The sequence below is a fragment of the Imperialibacter roseus genome, from assembly GCF_032999765.1.
Lineage (GTDB): Bacteria > Bacteroidota > Bacteroidia > Cytophagales > Cyclobacteriaceae > Imperialibacter > Imperialibacter roseus.
The window spans coordinates 6,461,440-6,479,630 of record NZ_CP136051.1; the positions used below are offsets into that span (position 1 = coordinate 6,461,440).

The 18,191-nt window shown below is 45.9% G+C and carries 16 protein-coding genes and 1 tRNA gene; 8 read left to right on the plus strand and 9 right to left on the minus strand.

The genetic code is table 11. The features are described from left to right. Positions 1-18 precede the first annotated feature (18 nt). The 3 genes from RT717_RS27255 (at position 19) to RT717_RS27265 (ending at position 2,776) form a co-directional block, all read left to right on the plus strand. The gene (locus RT717_RS27255; protein WP_317489472.1) at positions 19-1,719 is read left to right on the plus strand and encodes a sensor histidine kinase; all 1,701 of its coding nucleotides are present in this window, start codon (positions 19-21) and stop codon (positions 1,717-1,719) included. Next, on the plus strand, positions 1,716-2,345 hold the full coding sequence (locus tag RT717_RS27260; protein ID WP_317489473.1) for a response regulator transcription factor: 630 nt from the start codon (positions 1,716-1,718) through the stop codon (positions 2,343-2,345). Before RT717_RS27255 ends, RT717_RS27260 begins: the two co-directional genes overlap by 4 nt. A gap of 119 nt (positions 2,346-2,464) precedes the next feature. Continuing rightward, positions 2,465-2,776, plus strand: a complete 312-nt coding sequence (locus RT717_RS27265; RefSeq protein WP_317489474.1) for a hypothetical protein — start codon at positions 2,465-2,467, stop codon at positions 2,774-2,776. A gap of 175 nt (positions 2,777-2,951) precedes the next feature. Here the strand turns inward: RT717_RS27265 and RT717_RS27270 are convergent, their stop codons facing one another. The 3 genes from RT717_RS27270 to RT717_RS27280 all read right to left on the minus strand — a co-directional run bounded on the left by RT717_RS27270 (position 2,952) and on the right by RT717_RS27280 (position 8,533). After that, entirely contained in the window at positions 2,952-5,642 is a 2,691-nt protein-coding gene (locus tag RT717_RS27270; protein ID WP_317489475.1) for an ABC transporter permease, read from the minus strand. Positions 5,643-5,653: 11 nt separating this feature from the next. After that, on the minus strand, positions 5,654-5,980 hold the full coding sequence (locus tag RT717_RS27275) for a PadR family transcriptional regulator (protein ID WP_317489476.1): 327 nt from the start codon (positions 5,978-5,980) through the stop codon (positions 5,654-5,656). 150 nt (positions 5,981-6,130) lie between these two features. Further along, entirely contained in the window at positions 6,131-8,533 is a 2,403-nt protein-coding gene (locus tag RT717_RS27280; protein WP_317489477.1) for an ABC transporter permease, read from the minus strand. 193 nt (positions 8,534-8,726) lie between these two features. Between RT717_RS27280 and RT717_RS27285 the strand changes: the two genes are divergently transcribed. Both RT717_RS27285 and RT717_RS27290 read left to right on the plus strand, forming a co-directional pair. Beyond that, on the plus strand, positions 8,727-9,269 hold the full coding sequence (locus RT717_RS27285; RefSeq protein WP_317489478.1) for an inorganic diphosphatase: 543 nt from the start codon (positions 8,727-8,729) through the stop codon (positions 9,267-9,269). A gap of 163 nt (positions 9,270-9,432) precedes the next feature. Beyond that, entirely contained in the window at positions 9,433-9,897 is a 465-nt protein-coding gene (locus tag RT717_RS27290) for a Dps family protein (RefSeq protein WP_317489479.1), read from the plus strand. An 80-nt stretch (positions 9,898-9,977) separates the two neighbouring features. Here the strand turns inward: RT717_RS27290 and RT717_RS27295 are convergent, their stop codons facing one another. Continuing rightward, positions 9,978-11,444 carry a Do family serine endopeptidase gene (locus RT717_RS27295; RefSeq protein ID WP_317489480.1) on the minus strand — a complete coding sequence of 489 codons (1,467 nt, stop codon included), beginning with the start codon at positions 11,442-11,444 and terminating at the stop codon, positions 9,978-9,980. Between the two features lie 245 nt (positions 11,445-11,689). Here RT717_RS27295 and RT717_RS27300 point away from each other — a divergent pair. The 3 genes from RT717_RS27300 to RT717_RS27310 all read left to right on the plus strand — a co-directional run bounded on the left by RT717_RS27300 (position 11,690) and on the right by RT717_RS27310 (position 12,963). Then, positions 11,690-11,763: transfer RNA gene (locus RT717_RS27300), tRNA-Asn, on the plus strand. Positions 11,764-12,323: 560 nt separating this feature from the next. Beyond that, positions 12,324-12,605: a type II toxin-antitoxin system HigB family toxin gene (locus RT717_RS27305; protein WP_317489481.1), complete on the plus strand. Its 282-nt coding sequence runs from the start codon at positions 12,324-12,326 to the stop codon at positions 12,603-12,605. A 1-nt stretch (position 12,606) separates the two neighbouring features. Beyond that, on the plus strand, positions 12,607-12,963 hold the full coding sequence (locus RT717_RS27310; protein ID WP_317489482.1) for a helix-turn-helix domain-containing protein: 357 nt from the start codon (positions 12,607-12,609) through the stop codon (positions 12,961-12,963). A gap of 22 nt (positions 12,964-12,985) precedes the next feature. Here the strand turns inward: RT717_RS27310 and RT717_RS27315 are convergent, their stop codons facing one another. From RT717_RS27315 to RT717_RS27335, 5 genes are all read right to left on the minus strand, one after another. Next, complete coding sequence (locus tag RT717_RS27315; protein ID WP_317489483.1) at positions 12,986-13,651, minus strand: 3-keto-disaccharide hydrolase; 666 nt, start codon at positions 13,649-13,651, stop codon at positions 12,986-12,988. A gap of 20 nt (positions 13,652-13,671) precedes the next feature. Beyond that, complete coding sequence (locus RT717_RS27320; RefSeq protein ID WP_317489484.1) at positions 13,672-14,778, minus strand: glycoside hydrolase family 130 protein; 1,107 nt, start codon at positions 14,776-14,778, stop codon at positions 13,672-13,674. Between the two features lie 175 nt (positions 14,779-14,953). Continuing rightward, the gene (gene atpC / locus RT717_RS27325) at positions 14,954-15,196 is read right to left on the minus strand and encodes an ATP synthase F1 subunit epsilon (protein WP_317489485.1); all 243 of its coding nucleotides are present in this window, start codon (positions 15,194-15,196) and stop codon (positions 14,954-14,956) included. A gap of 16 nt (positions 15,197-15,212) precedes the next feature. Further along, on the minus strand, positions 15,213-16,724 hold the full coding sequence (gene atpD, locus RT717_RS27330; RefSeq protein WP_317489486.1) for a F0F1 ATP synthase subunit beta: 1,512 nt from the start codon (positions 16,722-16,724) through the stop codon (positions 15,213-15,215). 177 nt (positions 16,725-16,901) lie between these two features. After that, positions 16,902-18,128, minus strand: a complete 1,227-nt coding sequence (locus RT717_RS27335; protein WP_317489487.1) for a sensor histidine kinase — start codon at positions 18,126-18,128, stop codon at positions 16,902-16,904. Positions 18,129-18,191 lie beyond the last annotated feature (63 nt).

An 18,191-nucleotide genomic window follows, 5' to 3' on the forward strand; every position in this document is an offset into this window, starting at 1 on the left:
CTAATAAGTTATTCCGCCTTGAAGCTTAAACTCAATATATGGCTCACACTTTGCCTCTTTGTTTTCAGCACCATTTTTATTCTGGTGGTGTTCAATATTACCTATTCGAGCCTTGAAGAGGAGCTTGTTTTAAGAGCAAAAGACAAATTAAACGCCGTTAATATTCTTAAAAGACGGCTCATAGAGCTTCACCTGCGGGACAAGAAGCAAGAAGCGGATCACATTTTGTCAAACGCCGACCTACATGGCGTAAATGAGGCAGACCTGGTCGAAAACTTACAGTCGATATCCGAAATAAAACGAATAGAGGTTTTGCACGAATTTGACCCTAATCAGGTTCGGTTTGTAGCTAGCCTCGACTCGGACTCCACCTACTATAATTTTCTTTTCACGAGTGAGAAAAGGCAAGTCCGCCTGGTTTTTGGCTTGCAGGACATCCAGGATATTCTACTGGAGCGTACCGGGCTTGGTGTGACAGGCGAGTCGTACGTAGTTAATGAGCGGCATCGCCTTATGTCGGCCTCTCTCTTTCACCCTCAGGAGTACCCTACTAACATTTCCAGCCCGAGCCACGGTGTGTTGTCGGCTATTGGCGGCAAAGAGGACGTCACGATTTACACCGACTACAGAGATGTGGGCGTGATGGGAGCTTTTCGGCCCGTTGATTTTTATGGGATAAAAATGGCCCTCTTAACAGAAATTGACCTCGACGAGCTCATGAGGCCTATCTATTCAATTAGAGAGAAGATGGTCATAGTTGTGGGGATTTTGATGGCGGTGTCGTTAGCCATTTCTGTTTTTCTTGGTAAAATTCTTTCGAACCCCATTGTGCAACTTCGAAGAGTGGCTGACCAACTGTCGCTTGGAACCTTACCTTCCGACATCCGACCTTCTGGTCCTGTGCTGGAAATGCAGCAGATCACACAGTCAATGGACAAGCTTATTCATTCTCTGAAGCAGATTGCATCATTCGCCTCCGATATTGGTGAAGGCAAGATGGAGTCCACCTATGTAATGCTGAGCAGCCACGATGAATTGGGGAAAGCCATTCTCCAAATGCGGGATCAGCTGGTTACGCTAAACAATGAAAAAAATGCGCTTGAGCTCAACTCGAAGCGAGTATTGATTGAAGCCCAGGAGAAGGACCGGGAAAGGATTTCCAGGGATTTACACGATGGGCTTGGGGCATTGCTAACCACATTGAAGCTAAGAATGGAAAAGAGCGGCCTGTTGGTTGAAAATGCTGACATGCGAGATTTGATTGAAAGAACTATTTCGGAAACCAGAAGCTTGGCAAGGAACCTGATGCCGGCAGTGCTTCGTGATTTTGGACTAAGCGAGGCCCTTGAACAGCTTATTTCGGACATTGAAGACAGTACTCAGATCAAAGTTCTATTTTTTAATGAGCTGGAGAACTCCAACTATAAACTTGAGAAGGACAAGCAAGTATATATTTACCGTGTGGTGCAGGAGGCGATCAACAATGCCATCAAGCATGCGCAATGTGACGAAATTCAACTCTCAATTACTGTTTTCGATGACCACCTGGCGTTGTATATAAAGGATAATGGCATTGGTTTTGAAGTTGAGCAGAAAGATGGATTCACCGGTCTGGGACTCAGAAATATTGAGGAGAGGATAAGATTAATGGGAGGTGTTTTTTACATAGAGTCAGGAAAAGCCGGAACGGGCATAGAGATAGAAATACCGATATCATGAGTACTATTAAAGTCATAATTGCCGACGATCACCAGCTATTTCGGAATGGTCTCAGGGCTTTGTTGCAGGCGCAGGAAAGCGTTGAAATTGTTGGTGAGGCAGAAACTGGTGAGGCTCTTCTGAACCAGCTGACAACCACCAGGGCGGACATCATTCTGCTGGACATTTCTCTGCCAGACAAATCTGGGCTCGATATTCTCCCGCTGGTAAGAGAAAAATACCCTGACACAAAATGTATCATGCTTACCATGCATGAGGAGCTTCAGTACGTAAAGGAGAGCCTCAAGAAGGGGGCGTCGGGATACTTGCTTAAAGACACAAGCGAAAGTGAATTGCGGGAAGCTATACGTGGAGTATACCTCGGAAAGCGGCACTTTAAGAATAAGATATCGGAGCTTCTGCTGGAGGATATGTCCGGGCCGGGAAGCCCGTCACCTATACTTTCCGAAAGGGAAATTGAGATTGTGAAAATGGTGGCCGAGGGCAAAATCACCAAAGAAATAGCCGACAAGCTGTTCATTAGTGTTCGCACAGTAGAAACACACCGGTCACGCATCATGAAAAAGCTCGGTGCCGCTAACGCTTCTGAGATGATCAACGCTGCTTATCGCCGTAAGCTCATTTAGCGTTACGTATTTTCCACATCTGATTACGTATTTTCCACATATCCGATTACCCATTTTTTGCGAAGGCCGGGGGTGCCGTTAGTTCGTTTATTTGTATGAACATTAAACGCACCCTAATTATGTTAAAGGCAGCAACAACAACCCTTATTCTTGGCCTGGCTATATGTTTCAGTGCCAATGCACAAAGCAAGTCTTTGAAAGGCCCGGCGTATAAAAATGCCAGCCCGACTGAAAAGTATAAAGGAAGCAGCACCTTGCTGGTAAGAGGAAAAGCTCCCAAACCCAAGGGACCCGAGGCGAAAAATCAAAAGCCCTGGGATATTGACAAGTCGGAGTTTGTAGTGGTTAGGCTTGATGAATTAAAAGGAAAAAACACGAAGGGACTTAAAGGCCCAGCGTACAAAAACTATAAGCCTGAAGTGAATAACTAATGCAGGAACATTGGTTGGTAGGTTGATTAGACCGGCAGAAGGCCGGTCTTTTTTTACCTCTTCAGTAAGCTTCTAGGGAAATAAAGGCAGTCGCTACGATTGCCCGGGCAGCCTTTGGCGAAAAGGTGGATAGGTTCTTCGGTTGGTAGAGGTTGCCCAATTTCCCGTCCATTTTTTACTCTTCTCTTAATGTATCTGCCGGATTGTTGGCAGCAGTTTTTATAGTTTGCAGGGCCACCGTGGCCATAAGCAGCAGACAGATGCCCGCCAAAGTCATCAAATAGCTTATCACAGAGATATCAATCCTATAGGCGAAGTTCTCCAGCCACTTACTTACCCAGAAATAGCTCAAAGGAATGGCCAGCGCTGCGCCAGCAAGCATCACCATCAGGTATTCTTTGCCAATTAATCGGATAAGCGAGGTAAAATTGGCTCCCATCACCTTCCTGATAGCCATCTCTTTTATTCTTGTTTTCAGCGAGTAAGCAATCAAGCCAAACAACCCAATAAAGGCGATAGTAATAGCCAGCCCGCTTAGCAGATAAAGCAACTGGAGCTGCTGCCTTTCATTTTTATAGAGGTTGTTATAAAGGTCATCAAGAAACTGGTATTCGAAAGGGTACTTTGGGAAAAGCTCATTCCAGGCACCTTCTATAACGGACATTGTTGAAGCTACATCATTGGTTTCAAGTTTTACCAAAAACGTGCGCAGCCATAAAGGTTCAAAAACCATAATGATAGGATCCACTTTGTTCTTCAGGGTTTCCTGATGAAAATCTTTCACCACTCCTACAACGGGGCCTTTTGCAAGCTTATAGGTGCCCTGGTTCCAATCTACATTTTTACCAATAGCCTCTTCTGGGGTTTGCCAACCAATAGCATGCATGGCAGTTTCGTTGAGGATGTAGGCCCTTCTTTTGCTTAGCAGGTATTCTTCAACATCGTTGTTGGCGCCGGTTAGCTGAGGAAGTGGTTCGTAGGCCAGGCTTTTCGGCAACGGCTCGCCTGCCAGCAGCTCCATTCCCATTACGTCGATAAAGTCGTGATCGATTACCTGAATATCCATCGACGGGGCATCATCGACGTTTTCCTGAATACCTTCCGCAGTCACTGTTCCTCCATCCCGTATTTCTCTGGAAGGTACTTCAAGACAGGCGCTGACTCCTTTGATGCCAGGTTGCCCATCGAGCTTATCTTTGAACAATTTGAACTTGTCTTTTACGGTATCCGGCACGCCAGGCAGGGCAATTACCTGGTCTTTTTCCATACCAAGGTTTTTCTCGTTCAGAAATACGAACTGCTGACGGGCTATCATGGCGCTGGCGATGAGCAGAATAGATATGCCGAACTGCAGGCTAATGAGTACTCTTTTTATACTAAACCGTCCTGTTTTTTTACCGATCGAAAAGGCTTTGCTGGTTTTGATAATGTTCACAGGCTTGAAAGAAGAAAGCACAAAAGCCGGGTAGAAACCGCCAAGCAGCCCGGTAACTACTGCCAGGCCGAACAATACGGCAACGAGTACTAAAGACGACAAAAGGTTCTCGGTTCCTGTTAGCTCCTTGAAAACAGGTAAAGCCAAAAAGGCCAGGGCCAACCCAAGCCCTGCGGCAGCCGTGCTGAACAATACCGATTCAGTTAAAGAATAGAACACAATCTGTTGACTTCCGGCACCAAGTATTTTACGCACGCCAATTTCCTTTGACCGGGCAATGGACATGGCGCTGGTCAGGTTCATGAAGTTGATGATAGCTAAGGCCAAAATGAGGATGGCTACCAGCAAGAATATTTTAACATAAGCAATGGAGCCGTTGGGCTTTATTTCCCGGGCGAGATTTGAATGGAGGTGGATGTCGCTCAAAGGCTGAAAGACAAACTCTGTGCCCTGAAGTGCCTGGTCTCCGTTTATCTTGATAGCCATTGCTTCCAGCTTTTCCTGAACAGACTCCATGTTGGTGCCTTGCTGAAACAATACATAGGTATACGCCCACCATGATCTTTCAGCTTCGTTTCGAAAAGAAATCAACATGTCGATGGGAAGATGAGTGTTGGCGGGAAGGTTTTTCATTACGCCGGTAACCTTATAGACGGTTTCGTCGGTAGACCAGTAGCCAGTGATGAATATTTCTTTGCCCATCGGGTCTTCGTTTGCAAAGTACTTTTCGGCAACAGCTTCCGATATCACGATGGAAAGCGGCTCGGCCAGGGCCGTTTTTGCATCGCCTTTTGTAAGAGGGAAATCGAAAACTTCGAAGACATCTTTGTCTGTTACAAAAGCATTGTCCTGCCTGAATTTTTCTTCTCCGATACGAATAAACTTGGGCTCATGGTTCTGAAAGCGGATGAGCTTCTCTGCTTCAGGAATTTCTTCGGGAATTCCGTTGATCCAGTCGGTATCTACTCTGGCGAAGTGTGTGTCGTAGCCGCTGGGTGATGTGTAGTGGACTGTAAGCCTGTAGATCTGACCCGACTTTGTGTGAAAGTTTTCAAAACTTGTTTCGAAATGCAGGTAAATCGCAATTAGAATAAAGGCCGCAAACCCAATAGCCAGGCCGCTGATATTAAGCAGGGCATGGGCTCTTTGCTTGGAGAAGTTTCGGCGAATGACTTTCAGGTAGTTGGTTAGCATGGAATAGGTATTTGTTGAACGATAAGTGGCCGAACGTTTAAATGCATAGCTTCGAAAGCACCTGATCACGTTCCACCAATAGATCAGCTTGGCCAGCCCGGGCGCTTTGCCAGCATGCAGCATGGCATAAAAGCTTTCCTCCAGGTCGCCCTCCAGCTCCTCCAGCCTGTCTTTGCGGCAGTACCAGCGAAAAAACTTCAGAGCTAGTGGTGGCGGGAAATGTTTTTCGTGACTCATGGCCTGAGAAACTATTGTATGGAAATGGCTGGAATTTGACTACGCAGTTGCTCCCGGAGCGAAGCAATTTCTTCCAGGGCCTTTCGTGCATATGGAGTAAGGTAAAACAGTCTCTTGCGCTTGCCACCTCTAAAGTCACCTGCCTCGCCTAGTTTCGACTCCAGGAAACCCTTCTCTTCCAGCCGGTACAATACCGTGTGGATGGCGCTTATATTGATGCTCTTGCCAGTTTGTTTCTTGTACTCTTCTACAATGGCAACGGAGTAGGCACCATTGTACAATACCCCAACAAGTAGTAGCACGATCTCCTCAAAATTGCCCAACCTTAGATTTTCCATATTTTATTCAGTATTGTAAGTAATATACCGAATCGGCGATAATATGTTTCACTTTTGTAAGGAAAAAGTGAGAGTGGGTCTATTATGAAAGCGACAACACCTCCAAAATCAATTTCCTGGCGCTGCTTGCAACAGAATTCTGGCTAGCTGTTACTCATGCCTTAGCGACTTGGCAGGGTCAAGCTTGGCTGCCCGAATGGTTTGCGATGCTGAGGCAAGTAGCGCAACGGCTGCGACGGCGAGGCCCGGGACTAGCAATAGCCAGGGAGAAAGGTCAATCCTGTTGGCGAAGTTGTCCAGCCAGCCCTGGTAAACTAGCCAGGAAAGGGGTATAGCCAGCACAGAACTAATTACAATCAACAGTAGAAACTCCCGGGTTAGCAGGCCAAGGATTGTCCGCTCCGATGCGCCCAGCACCTTTCTTATGCCTATTTCTTTGGTACGCATGCTAGCCGAAAATGAGGTAAGTCCAATCAGCCCAAGGCAAGCAACGAAAATGGATAGGCCTGAAAATAGGGCGACTACTTTGCCAAATGTTTGCTCGCTGGCGTATTGTTGATTGAAGTAATCATCGAGGAAAAAGTATTCAAAGACATTGCCAGGGAATGAAGACAGGTACTCCTCTTTTACCATTTCAATATTTGACTGGAGATTGGCTGTGTTAAGTTTGATAGAGTAGAATTGTCCGGCATCGGGTATGAGCCGGAAAATAAGGGGTTCGTGGCTCTCTTTAAGTGACTGCTGGTAATAATCTTTGGCAATGCCGATTACGGTGTATTGGTCTCCCCAGAATTCAATTTTGTTTCCGAGCAAGTCTTCCGGGTCGTCGAAACCAATCCACCTGAGGGCAGTTTCATTGAAAATGACATTGGTGGTTTCGGTACCAAATTCCTTGGAAAACTTTCTGCCAGCTACTATTTCAAGGCCGTAGGCATCAATAAAATCGTAATCCATCCCTACAATTCTATATTGTTTTGCCTCGCTGTCAGCTTGCGTTACCAAGCGAATTCCTCCGGCGTTCCAGTTGGGCTGCCGACCTGGCACCGAACTCGACGCCGTCATACTTTTGACAGTGGTTTGAGCGAGCAGTGTGTTCTTGAATGCTGTCAAGCGTTCGGTATATGTAGAGTCGGTTACATTGGGCCCTTTGATCACCAGTGTTTGATCAATGTCGACACCCAAATCCTGGCTTTTCATGAAGCCAAGCTGCTTTGTTACAATCAAAGTGCCGGCCATTAGAAACACTGATGCTGTCATTTGTAAAATAACGAGCCCCTTTCTTAGTAAGATGCCTCTTGGGGAAGTGCTCATTTTTCCTTTTAATACGCTTGCTGGCTGGAATCTGGCAAGCACAAACGACGGATACAGACCCGACAAAATGCTGCCTCCAGCGAAGAAGGCAAGCAACACAAACCAGAAGTAGGCGTCAGCTAAAAATGCATAGGAGACTTGCTGGCCTGTTAGTTCACTGAAGTAGGGGGTAGCGGCTAACACTATTACCAATGCAATGGCAACAGCCACTAAATTAGTGAGGGCGGACTCCAGCATAAATTGACCCACAAGCTGTCTTTTGTAGGAGCCCATTACCTTTCTTACACCTACTTCCCTCGCCCGGTTGATTGACCTTGCCGTTGCAAGGTTAACATAGTTGATCCAGGCAATGAGGATAATAAAAAAGCCAATACCCAGCAGCGCATACACCGTGTCACCGTCGCCACCTTGCTCAGTTTCATGCATCAGGTGAGAGTAAAGGTGAATGTCGGCCAGGGGTTGCAGGCTGAAGATCATCTCATGGTTGACCTCTCTGTTTCTTTCTCCAATTCTAGCCTCGACGAGGGTTGGGATTTTAGCCTCAAAGGCCGAAGCGCTTGTTCCTTCTTCCAGCTTAACATAGTTGAGAAAGCCATCCCACCACCAGGCATCATCTACCTCTGGTTGCCACGAAATGTAAGTAGCAAAAGAAACAAGCACACCAAACTTCAGGTGGGTATTGCGGGGTTGATCCTCAATTACTGCTGTCACCTTGAATCCTTGCCCACTATTAACGGTAATTGTCTTGCCAACAGCTTCTTCTTCGCCAAAATATTTGCTGGCTGTTGATTGAGTGATTATGGCGGTGAATGGCTCTTTTAATGCATTTTCTCCACTTCCTGCGACTACCTTGTAGGGAAAAACCTTCAAGAAGTCATCGGACGCAAAGAAGGAGTTTTCTTCTTTGAAAACCTTGTCGCCAATCTTTACTGTAAAGCCCCAGTGGCTCAGCCTGGCGTAGCTCACCACTTCGGGGAATTCTTCTTTCAATGCTTTGCCTATAGCTGACGCACCTGCTGCCCATTGCGACCCGAGCTCCCCATTGTTATATCTGTCGAGCCTTAGCCGGTACACGTTTTGGTAACCTGGGAGAAATTTTTCATAGCTCAGTTCGAATCTTGCGTATTGAATAATTAGCAGGCAAGCGGCCAGGCCAATGGCCAGACCGATGATGTTGATAAAGGAGAAAGCCTTTTGTCTCAAGAGACTTCTAAGGGCCGTAACCAGGTAGTTGCGAAACATGGCGGTAGATTTAAGGTGGTACTGTTAAAAAGGACAAAAGTTACAGGCGAAGGTTGCTTTACAGATGATCCGGGAGTTTTAAACAGTGTGAGCGACGGTGGAGAATCACCGAATTTATGCCTGGTTTGCAGCTGAGTTCGCTGCGAATTCTGCTGGCAGATGCGTACCTTTACTTACACATCAATCAATAACTATGGATAGATTTAATCCCTGGCACCACGTAAGTCTTGGCCAAAAGGCACCGGAAATTATTAATGGCATTATAGAGATACCAAAAAACAGCCGAGCCAAGTATGAGCTCGATAAGGACAGCGGCTTGCTCATGCTGGACAGGGTGCTCTATTCTTCTGTTTACTATCCCGCCAACTACGGATTCATCCCTCAAACCTACTGCGACGACAAAGATCCGCTGGATATTCTGGTGTTGTCGCAAATCGAAGTGGTGCCTCTTTGCATAGTGCCTGCCAAAGTAATTGGCGTGATGCGCATGCTCGACCAGGGCGAGGCGGATGATAAAATCATTGCCGTTGCTCAGCACGATATGAGCTGGAACCATTACAATGATATCAGTGAGTTGCCTGATCACTTCAAAAACGAGATCCAAAACTTTTTCGAAGACTATAAGAAGCTCGAACACAAAACCGTGGTGGTGCACGATTTTATGGATAGAGTGGTTGCCATGGAAATTGTAGAAAAAGCTATTGAGGACTATAAAATCAAATTCAAGAAAGCCTAAACGAATTACACTAAGCGCTTCGTTTAGTTAATAGGCTCCCATACTAATCGTCATAGAAAATACCTATAGTCAGATTGATAATAACAATCAATTCGAGTGATCTATTGTGTGGTTTTGAATGTTATCTAACTGTAAAAGGATAACAATTTAAACCAATAGTATCATGAACTACATAGGAATAGATGAAGATGTGGCTGCGGGCGAAATCAAAGCTTTGAATAGTTTGCTTGCCAGCTATCAGGTATTTTATCAGAACCTGCGGGGATTTCACTGGAACATCAAAGGAGAGAAATTCTTTGGGCTGCATGAAAAGTTTGAGGAATACTACACGGCCGCCGCAGAAGACATAGACGCAATTGCTGAAAGAATTCTCACAATTGGCGGTGCGCCTTTGCACTCAATCAGCCAGTATCTGAAGGAAAGCAAAATCAGGGAGGTGACTGAGGTAAGCGAGGCAAGAACAGCTGTTGAGAGCATTCTTGAGCAGTATATCGAGCTTGTGAATTTGGAAAGGCCTATTCTGGATCAAAGTGCCGAAGCGAATGATGAAGGCACTAATTCCCTCATATCAGACTTGCTGGCCAAGCAGGAAAAGACCATTTGGATGCTAAGCAGCTGGTTGAAGTGAAGGAGCCCGGAACACATGTAAAACAAAAAAGGGTTCATACTGTATGAACCCTTTTTTGTTTATAAGATAGTTTCTCGCTGCTACCAGCCTATGCCATAGAAAGCCTCCGTTCCATCGGGATAAACACCTTCAATCAGTGTTCCGCCTCTTTTGTTGGCCATCACTCTTGCCAAGTCCTGAATATTTCTGATGGTAGTTTTGTCGATATTGGTGATGATGAAACCGGCACGAACACCAGCTTCTTTCCATTTACCGTCGTTTACCTCTGTGGCTTTTGCACCGCCATCGATTTTTAGGTTTTGCATTTCTTCCCTGCTCACATCTGTAAAGTTGCTTCCTTCTATTGAGAAAGAGCTTCTGGCTTCCACAACCTCGATAGAGTCAGACGTGCTTTTCAGCGTTACCTTCACGGTGCTTTCTTTGCCGCCTCTTATATAAGTGACCTCCACTTTGTCGCCTGGTCTTTTAACAGCTATTTTTTCCTGAAGCTTGGCTACATTGTCAACGCCTTTGCCATCAACGGCGATAATCACATCCCCTTTTTCAAGGCCGGCGTCGGCAGCGCCACTGTTGGGGTTCACATTCTCAATCGAAATGCCCTTCAGCACATTGAGTCCTCTGGCTTCAGCCAGGGCAGCATTTACGTCTACGATGTTCACTCCCAGTAAAGCCCTTTGAACCACACCAAACTCCTTCAAGTCATCCATCACTTTTTTCACAAGCGTGGTAGGAACGGCGAAGGAATAGCCTGAATAAGAGCCGGTGTGGGTGGCGATGGCTGTATTGATACCAACAAGCTCTCCCCTAAGGTTGACCAATGCCCCTCCACTATTGCCAGGGTTAACGGCGGCATCTGTCTGTATGAACGACTCAATTTGCAGGTTTCTGTTGCTGGGGTCACGCAGTATATTGATGTTTCTGCCAGTGGCACTTACAATACCAGCCGTTACAGTCGACCTGAACTCGAATGGATTGCCAATGGCCAGTACCCATTCGCCGACGTTGATATGCTCTGAGCTTCCAAACTTTACGAAGGGAAGATTTTTACCATCAATTTTCAATAGCGCAAGGTCAGTCGTCGGGTCAGTGCCCACCACCTTAGCATCAAAAGTTCTGTTGTCATTCATAAGCACTTCCACCTCTGAGGCATTTTCCACCACGTGGTTGTTGGTTACAATATAGCCATTGTCGGCTATGATCACACCTGAGCCGCTGGCACCTGATGGAGCCCTTTGCCCCCTGTTACCAAAGAAGTCCTGGAAGTACTGATCAAATTGATTGTTGCTGGCAGTGGGTGTGGAGGTGTATTTTGACCTGATGTGCACCACGCCTGGTGTAGCTGCTTTGGCAGCGTATACAAAATTAAGTCCTTCTGGCACCACCACACTCGTCGTGTCGAGGAAATTGGAGAACCTTACATTCTGACGGTCTTCGAATGATGAAAACTCATCATTCTGGTTGTTTAGCAGTTGATACCCGCCTATAGCTATCATCGCACTCAAAAGGGAGGAGAATAGCATCGCTACATAAATCTGTCTTTTATTCATAACTCGGTTTTTTTTAGTCAGTTAACACCAGTGTAACGAAATAGGGTCGTCTGTGATGCTACATTAACGTTTTTTAACAGGCATTGTGTTCCGCTAGCTAAAATAGCAGATTGTTGGCACAAAAAATTATGGTCGTGAATAAGGAAAATATGGCCGCTGTTTTTGCACAATTAAAATGAACCTGCTAATATTGCATTCCCATTTGACGAGCCTCTCTTTTGGCAAGTCATTCGGAACTAGAAAATTCCTCCTTAGCTCAGCTGGTTAGAGCATCTGACTGTTAATCAGAGGGTCCTTGGTTCGAGCCCAAGAGGAGGAGCAGAAGTAAAGAAAGCCATCAGGGATGATGGCTTTTTTGCGTTTATACTTTTTGTGAATCAATACCGGATCAAGTGGAAAATACGTTCGTCGAAAGTAGAGCACCTGTTGGTTTTGGATCAAGCGGAAAACCTGGGGAGTAAAACTCAAAAGAACATTATTCTATTCAACGATTAGCAGGCAATAAAGAAGCAAAACTGGTTCAATGCGTCCCGCTTGGACCTTTTGCTTCTTTATGCTAACACAAAGTACCGATGCCAAAAATCAACTCCCCCCAGAAATTCAGATTGATCCTTGGTTTTACAATGTACATTTAACTGTTAATCAGAGCGTGCTTGCGGTTCGTCACACGATTCGAGCCCAATACGCCAATCGATGAGGAGAAGCAGGAGAACAGAAAGCCATCAAAAATGATGGCTTTTTTGCGATTGAGGCCCTGTTAGTTCATATAGGCGAGACTTTTTGTGGACTCCGAGGTGTGTTTTATCCTACCTAATAGTTTTCTTTAGGAAAACTTTCTATGTTTGATGTGTGTTCAATATCATAACAAGAAGAACTCTGTTGGAGTACTCAAAAAAATACCCATTGGCAGCGACGGCGCTGTTCGAGTGGTATCACGAATTAGTAAAAGCTGATTTTGAAAGCTTTAATGACTTGAAGGGTGTGTATGGGAATGCCAGTGTGGTTGGTGACGATCGGGTTGTGTTTAACATAATGGGGAATAAATATAGACTTGTTGTCCGCATTGTATTTGAGTTTAAGGCAACCCAGGTCAGGTGGTTTGGCACTCATACTGAGTATGACAAAATAGATGTAGTAACTGTACAATTTAAAAGGAAATAGGATGGAATTGGCGGTAATAAAAAACGAAGCTCAATATGAAGCTTATCTTGAATGGGTGAATGAAATGTTTGACAGAAAGGTGGCTCCTGACTCCCCTGTAGGTAAAAAGGTGGAAGTTGCTTTGCTCCTTATTAAGCAGTTTGAAGACGAGCACTTTCCAATTCCTTTACCTGACCCCATAGATGCTATCAGGTTAAAAATGTTGGAGCTCGGCCTCAGGAATAAAGATTTGGTGGGAAAGTATGGCAGCAAAGGGCATGTTTCTTCACTTTTGAACAAACGAAAGCCTTTAACCCTGGAATTGGCAAGACTATTTCACAAGGAATTTAATATCCCGGCGGAGGTTCTATTGTCCTGAGATTTGATTAGTGGCAAGCTTTTTAATCAAGCTCCTTGATCCTGATACTCCTGAAATACAACTCCGAGCCATGGCCTAAAAAGCCAATGTAACCTTTCTTGTTTTTTAACCCTGGGTGCTCTTTGTGATCCATGGTACCGTCTTTGCTGGCCTCGGCGATGTCGCCATCCACAATCACTTCGCCGTTCAGGGTCACCTTCACCTTAGTTCCCTTCACTTCAACCTCCTGGTAGTTCCACTCGCCAACAGGCTTTAAAAAACCACGCTTAGCCGGGATAACCCCATAAACAGAGCCATGGTATTGATAGGGCTGAAGCTTGGAGTACATTTCGGCAGTGTTGTCTAATATCTGCAGCTCCATACCAACATAAGCAGCATCGCCTTCCAGTGGTGTGCGGATGCCCAGACCGTTGTTGGCGTCAGGTGTTAGCTTGAACTCAAAGCGGAAAATGAAATCTCCGTATTCCTTTTCAGTGTAAAGATTGCCGCTTCCACCTGCATCTGTTTTCACTGCAATAGTGCCGTTTTCCGCCACATAATCTTGCTTATTGCCTATCCAGCCAGAGAGGTCTTTTCCATTAAAAAGGAGCATATAGCCATCTTTTTTTTCTTCTTTAGTGAGCTTGTTTTGGGCAAATGAAGCGGTGCTGAAAGCAGCAATAGCCAGAAATAGTGCTAATTTTTTCATTGTCGGACCTATTAAATTTTTTATTCACTTACCGCTACTGCGATTTTGGAGTCAGCGGTTCCGTAATATAAGTACCATTTGCCTTTGAAATTCACTAACCCTTCCAGAAAACACACATTGTTTACCTGACCGGTGATTTCATAGTCTTTATCGGGTGTCATAAAGTAATCGTCGGAGCGGCTTACCACTTCGGCGGGGTCGTTGATGTCAAGAAGAATCTGCCCTGCGGAGTAGGTACCGTCTGCCAAATCAGCCGTTCGGTTTTCTCCAAAATTTCTGCTGTTGTAGATGAGGAGAATGCCCTGGTCGGTTACGAAAGCCTGTGGGCCCGGCTCTACCAGGTCGCTGTCAAACTTGCCCGGCCTGGGGCCGAATATAGGTTTCAGCTTGTAGTCGGTTACGCCAGCCGCAACGTCGGTTACGGGCGTCCAGTTGATAAGGTCGTCGGACCAGGCCAGGTAAATGTTGGTGTCGCCCCAGTACATCCAATACTTGCCGTTGATTTTGGTGGCGACAAATTTATCGCCGTCTCTTTTGGTGACAACAGCTCCTGATTTCGACCAAAGGTCGAGGAACTTTCCGTTTTCGGCTGACTGAAAAACCGGGCCGTATTTTGTCCAGCTCACCAGGTCTTTGGAAGAAGCCACCAGCAGCCGGGCTATTTCGCCATCGTAGGCGGTGTAGGTCATATAGTAAGTGCCGTCTTCGCTTTCCACTATCCTGGGGTCTTCGCAGCCACCTTCCCACTCGTATTTGCTCTGAGCGTCATTTTCGGGGTAGAAAATGGGGGCTGGCATCCTTTCGAAGTGAATACCATCATCGCTGACGGCCAATCCTATGCGGGATGTGCCTGCGTATTTCCCAACCCTGTCTTCGGCTCGGTAGAGCAGATGCACTTGCCCATTTCTTACCAGCGCCGTGGGGTTGAATACGTCTTTCGCCTCCCAGTACACGCTGTCCATTCTTACGGGGCAGAAAAAAGCTGTGCTATCCAGTGCCGTTAAGATGGGGTTGGCATCGTCCTGTTTGACAAAGGGCCCAATCTGCCAGGGGGTAGTTGGCTGGTTGGAGGTGCAGCCGACGAATAAAAAATGCCCGAGAGCTAATAGGATCAGAATTCTTTTCATGAGCAAGTAGGTAAGTATAATGTGTCGATAAAAGTAGTCTAAATAGTTGACACCCAGTTTGAATGCCTGGAAAATGGTAACTCAGTCCGCAACAAGGGCGTCAGAGGCCGCTTAAAACGAAAAAAGCCCCTGACAACAAGGGCTGTCAGAGGCTTTTATTATTTGCTTTGATGATCTATTCCACAGATTCTGCAAGAACAATCACATGATTGTTCCTTACCTCCACCACGCCACCATCAACCATGAGGATTTTTGATCCTTCCTTGGTTTTGTAGATTAAATCTCCCTTCGCCAAAGAGCTGATAATAGGTGCGTGATTGTTCAGCACCTGAAACGAGCCGTCGCTGCCGGGGAAGGTAGCAGCATCAACTTCTCCTTCAAACACTTTACGATCGGGTGTGATAATTTCCAAATACATGTTCTACAGTTTCAGATTACGCTTTAGCAGCTTCAGCCAACATTTTCTCGCCAGCTTCGATAGCCTGCTCAATAGTTCCTTTCAGGTTGAAAGCTGATTCAGGAAGGTGATCGACATCACCAGCCATAATCATATTGAAACCTTTGATAGTGTCTTTGATGTCGACAAGCTGGCCAGGGATACCTGTGAACTGCTCGGCTACGTGGAAAGGCTGGGAAAGGAAACGCTGCACACGGCGAGCTCTCGAAACAGCCAGTTTATCTTCGTCGGAAAGTTCATCCATACCAAGGATGGCAATGATGTCCTGAAGTTCTTTGTAGCGCTGAAGAATTTCCTTCACGTTTTGCGCACATCTGTAATGCTCTTCGCCCACGATGTCGGCTGAAAGAATTCTTGATGTAGAATCCAAAGGATCCACAGCAGGATAAATACCTAGCTCGGAAATCTTTCTTGAAAGTACCGTTGTGGCATCAAGGTGAGAGAAGGTAGTTGCCGGAGCAGGGTCAGTCAAGTCATCAGCAGGTACATAAACAGCCTGCACCGATGTGATAGAACCATTTTTTGTAGAAGTAATTCTCTCCTGCATGGCACCCATTTCGGTAGCCAGTGTAGGCTGGTAGCCTACCGCAGAAGGCATACGACCAAGAAGGGCAGACACCTCAGAACCAGCCTGAGTGAAACGGAAGATATTGTCGATAAAGAAAAGAATGTCTTTTCCTTTACCTGTTCCATCACCGTCACGGTAGTACTCAGCCAGGGTAAGGCCTGACAAAGCCACTCTTGCACGGGCCCCGGGAGGCTCGTTCATTTGGCCAAACACGAAGGTGGCCTTCGAGTCAAGTAATTTCTTTTTATCTACTTTGCTCAGGTCCCATCCACCTTTTTCCATCGAATGAAGGAAGTCGTCGCCATAGTTTACGATACCAGATTCAATCATTTCACGAAGAAGGTCATTTCCTTCACGTGTTCTTTCACCCACACCAGCAAATACTGAAAGACCAGCATAGGCCTTGGCGATGTTGTTGATCAATTCCTGGATCAATACGGTTTTGCCCACACCGGCACCGCCGAACAAACCAATTTTACCACCTTTTGAGTAAGGCTCGATAAGGTCGATTACTTTGATTCCTGTGAAAAGCACCTCGGTGGAAGTTGAAAGATCTTCGAACCTTGGGGCAGAACGGTGAATAGGAAGCCTGTTTTTGCCTTCAGGCTGGCTGATGCCGTCAATGGCTTCACCAACCACATTGAACAAACGGCCTTTGATGTCATCGCCGATGGGCATGGAAATAGGAGCGCCAGTATCGGTAACTACTATCCCTCTGCTCAAACCATCTGTACTGTCCATGGCAATAGTACGAACCCTGTCTTCGCCCAGGTGTTGCTGTACTTCCAGGATTACTACCTGGCCATTTTCTTTGGTAACCTTAAGGGCATCAAGGATTTCGGGCAGTTTGGAGCCTTCGCCTTCAAAACTAACGTCAACGACGGGTCCAATTACCTGGGTTATTCTTCCGGTGTTCGCCATTATTTTGTGAGTGTTATAAGAATTATGTCACTTTGAATTTCGAAGTGCAAAATTAAACCAATAATCCTTTAAAGCCAAGTTTGATTCCCATCTTGATTCCAAAGAATTTGAATTCTTTTCCGCTTATCTGTGAACCACTTAGAATAAGGCTTAGGGAGGCGATTCTATCCTTCCCGACTAAACTTTCAAAACGATGCGAAACGTGGTCCCTTTGTCCAGCTCAGATGACTTAACAAAAATCTTTCCGGTATGGTAATTTTCAATAATTCGCTTTACCAGTGTTAATCCAAGTCCCCAGCCTCTTTTCTTGGAGGTGTAGCCTGGCTGGAATACCGAACCGATTTTTGATTTGGGAATGCCTTTTCCCGTATCGCTGATGTCGACCATCACTTTGCCCTCATTGGCTTTCAGGATTTTGATTTCGATGGTGCCGGTGCCGCTCATAGCATCCACGGCGTTTTTGCAGAGGTTTTCTACCACCCAGGCAAACAGGGGCTTATTAATGTCGGCTTTGATGTCTTTGTTGGGGAAAGCGCTGAGAATAAACTTTACCCTGGTCGAGACTCTTTTCTGCAGGTAGCTGATGGTTTCCTCCAGGGCGTCGTAAAGATTTTCCTCGTTGAGCTGCGGTACCGAACCAATATTAGAAAAACGAGAGGTGATCATTTCCAGCCTTTCGATGTCTTTGTTGAGCTCAGGGATAATGTCCGAATCTTTGAAGCGATCATCTGTTTTGAAATATTCTACCCATGCCATGAGCGAGGAGAGCGGCGTGCCCAACTGATGGGCTGTTTCTTTGGCCAGCCCCACCCACACCCTATTTTGCTCGGCGGAGCGGGACGAGTTGAAGGCGATGTAGGCAATGAGCCCAAAGAGGAAAATCACTGACAGCTGGATGTAGGGGTAGTAGGTGAGCTGTTTGAGAAGGTCAGAGTTTTGGTAGTAGATGTAGTTGTAGCCTGTTATTTCGTAGTTTTTGTTTTTGTTACGCAGCGTAACAACGATGGGCTCATGGTCTTTCTCCATGTCCTTCAGTGTTTCTGCCAGAATTCTTATTCGTTCTCTTTCAGTTTTTGCCTCGTCCGCTTTTTTAACATTTTTCGACTGCGAGGGGATGCCGAATTCGTCTGCTATAATTACCGGGATTGAGTTGTTGGCTACAATGATCTCATCAAAAATGAAGGTAAGGTTGGACTCACCGTCTTCATTGGCGGTATACTCCAGGGTATTGGCAAAAAGGTCGATAAGCCTTTTTTCTCTGTCCTTAAGGCTCTCAACCACTATGCTGGTGTAGTAGATAGACCCGATGCTGATCAGGATGGCAATTAAAACCACTACCCACTTGAAGTTGGAGTTATCCTTATAAAACTCGAGGGTAGTGGCTTCTTTCAGAGGGTACTGCATTCCGAATATCTTTGGCTATAAGTGAAAGCTAAGATACGGGAATTTTGAGCAGATATTGTCTCG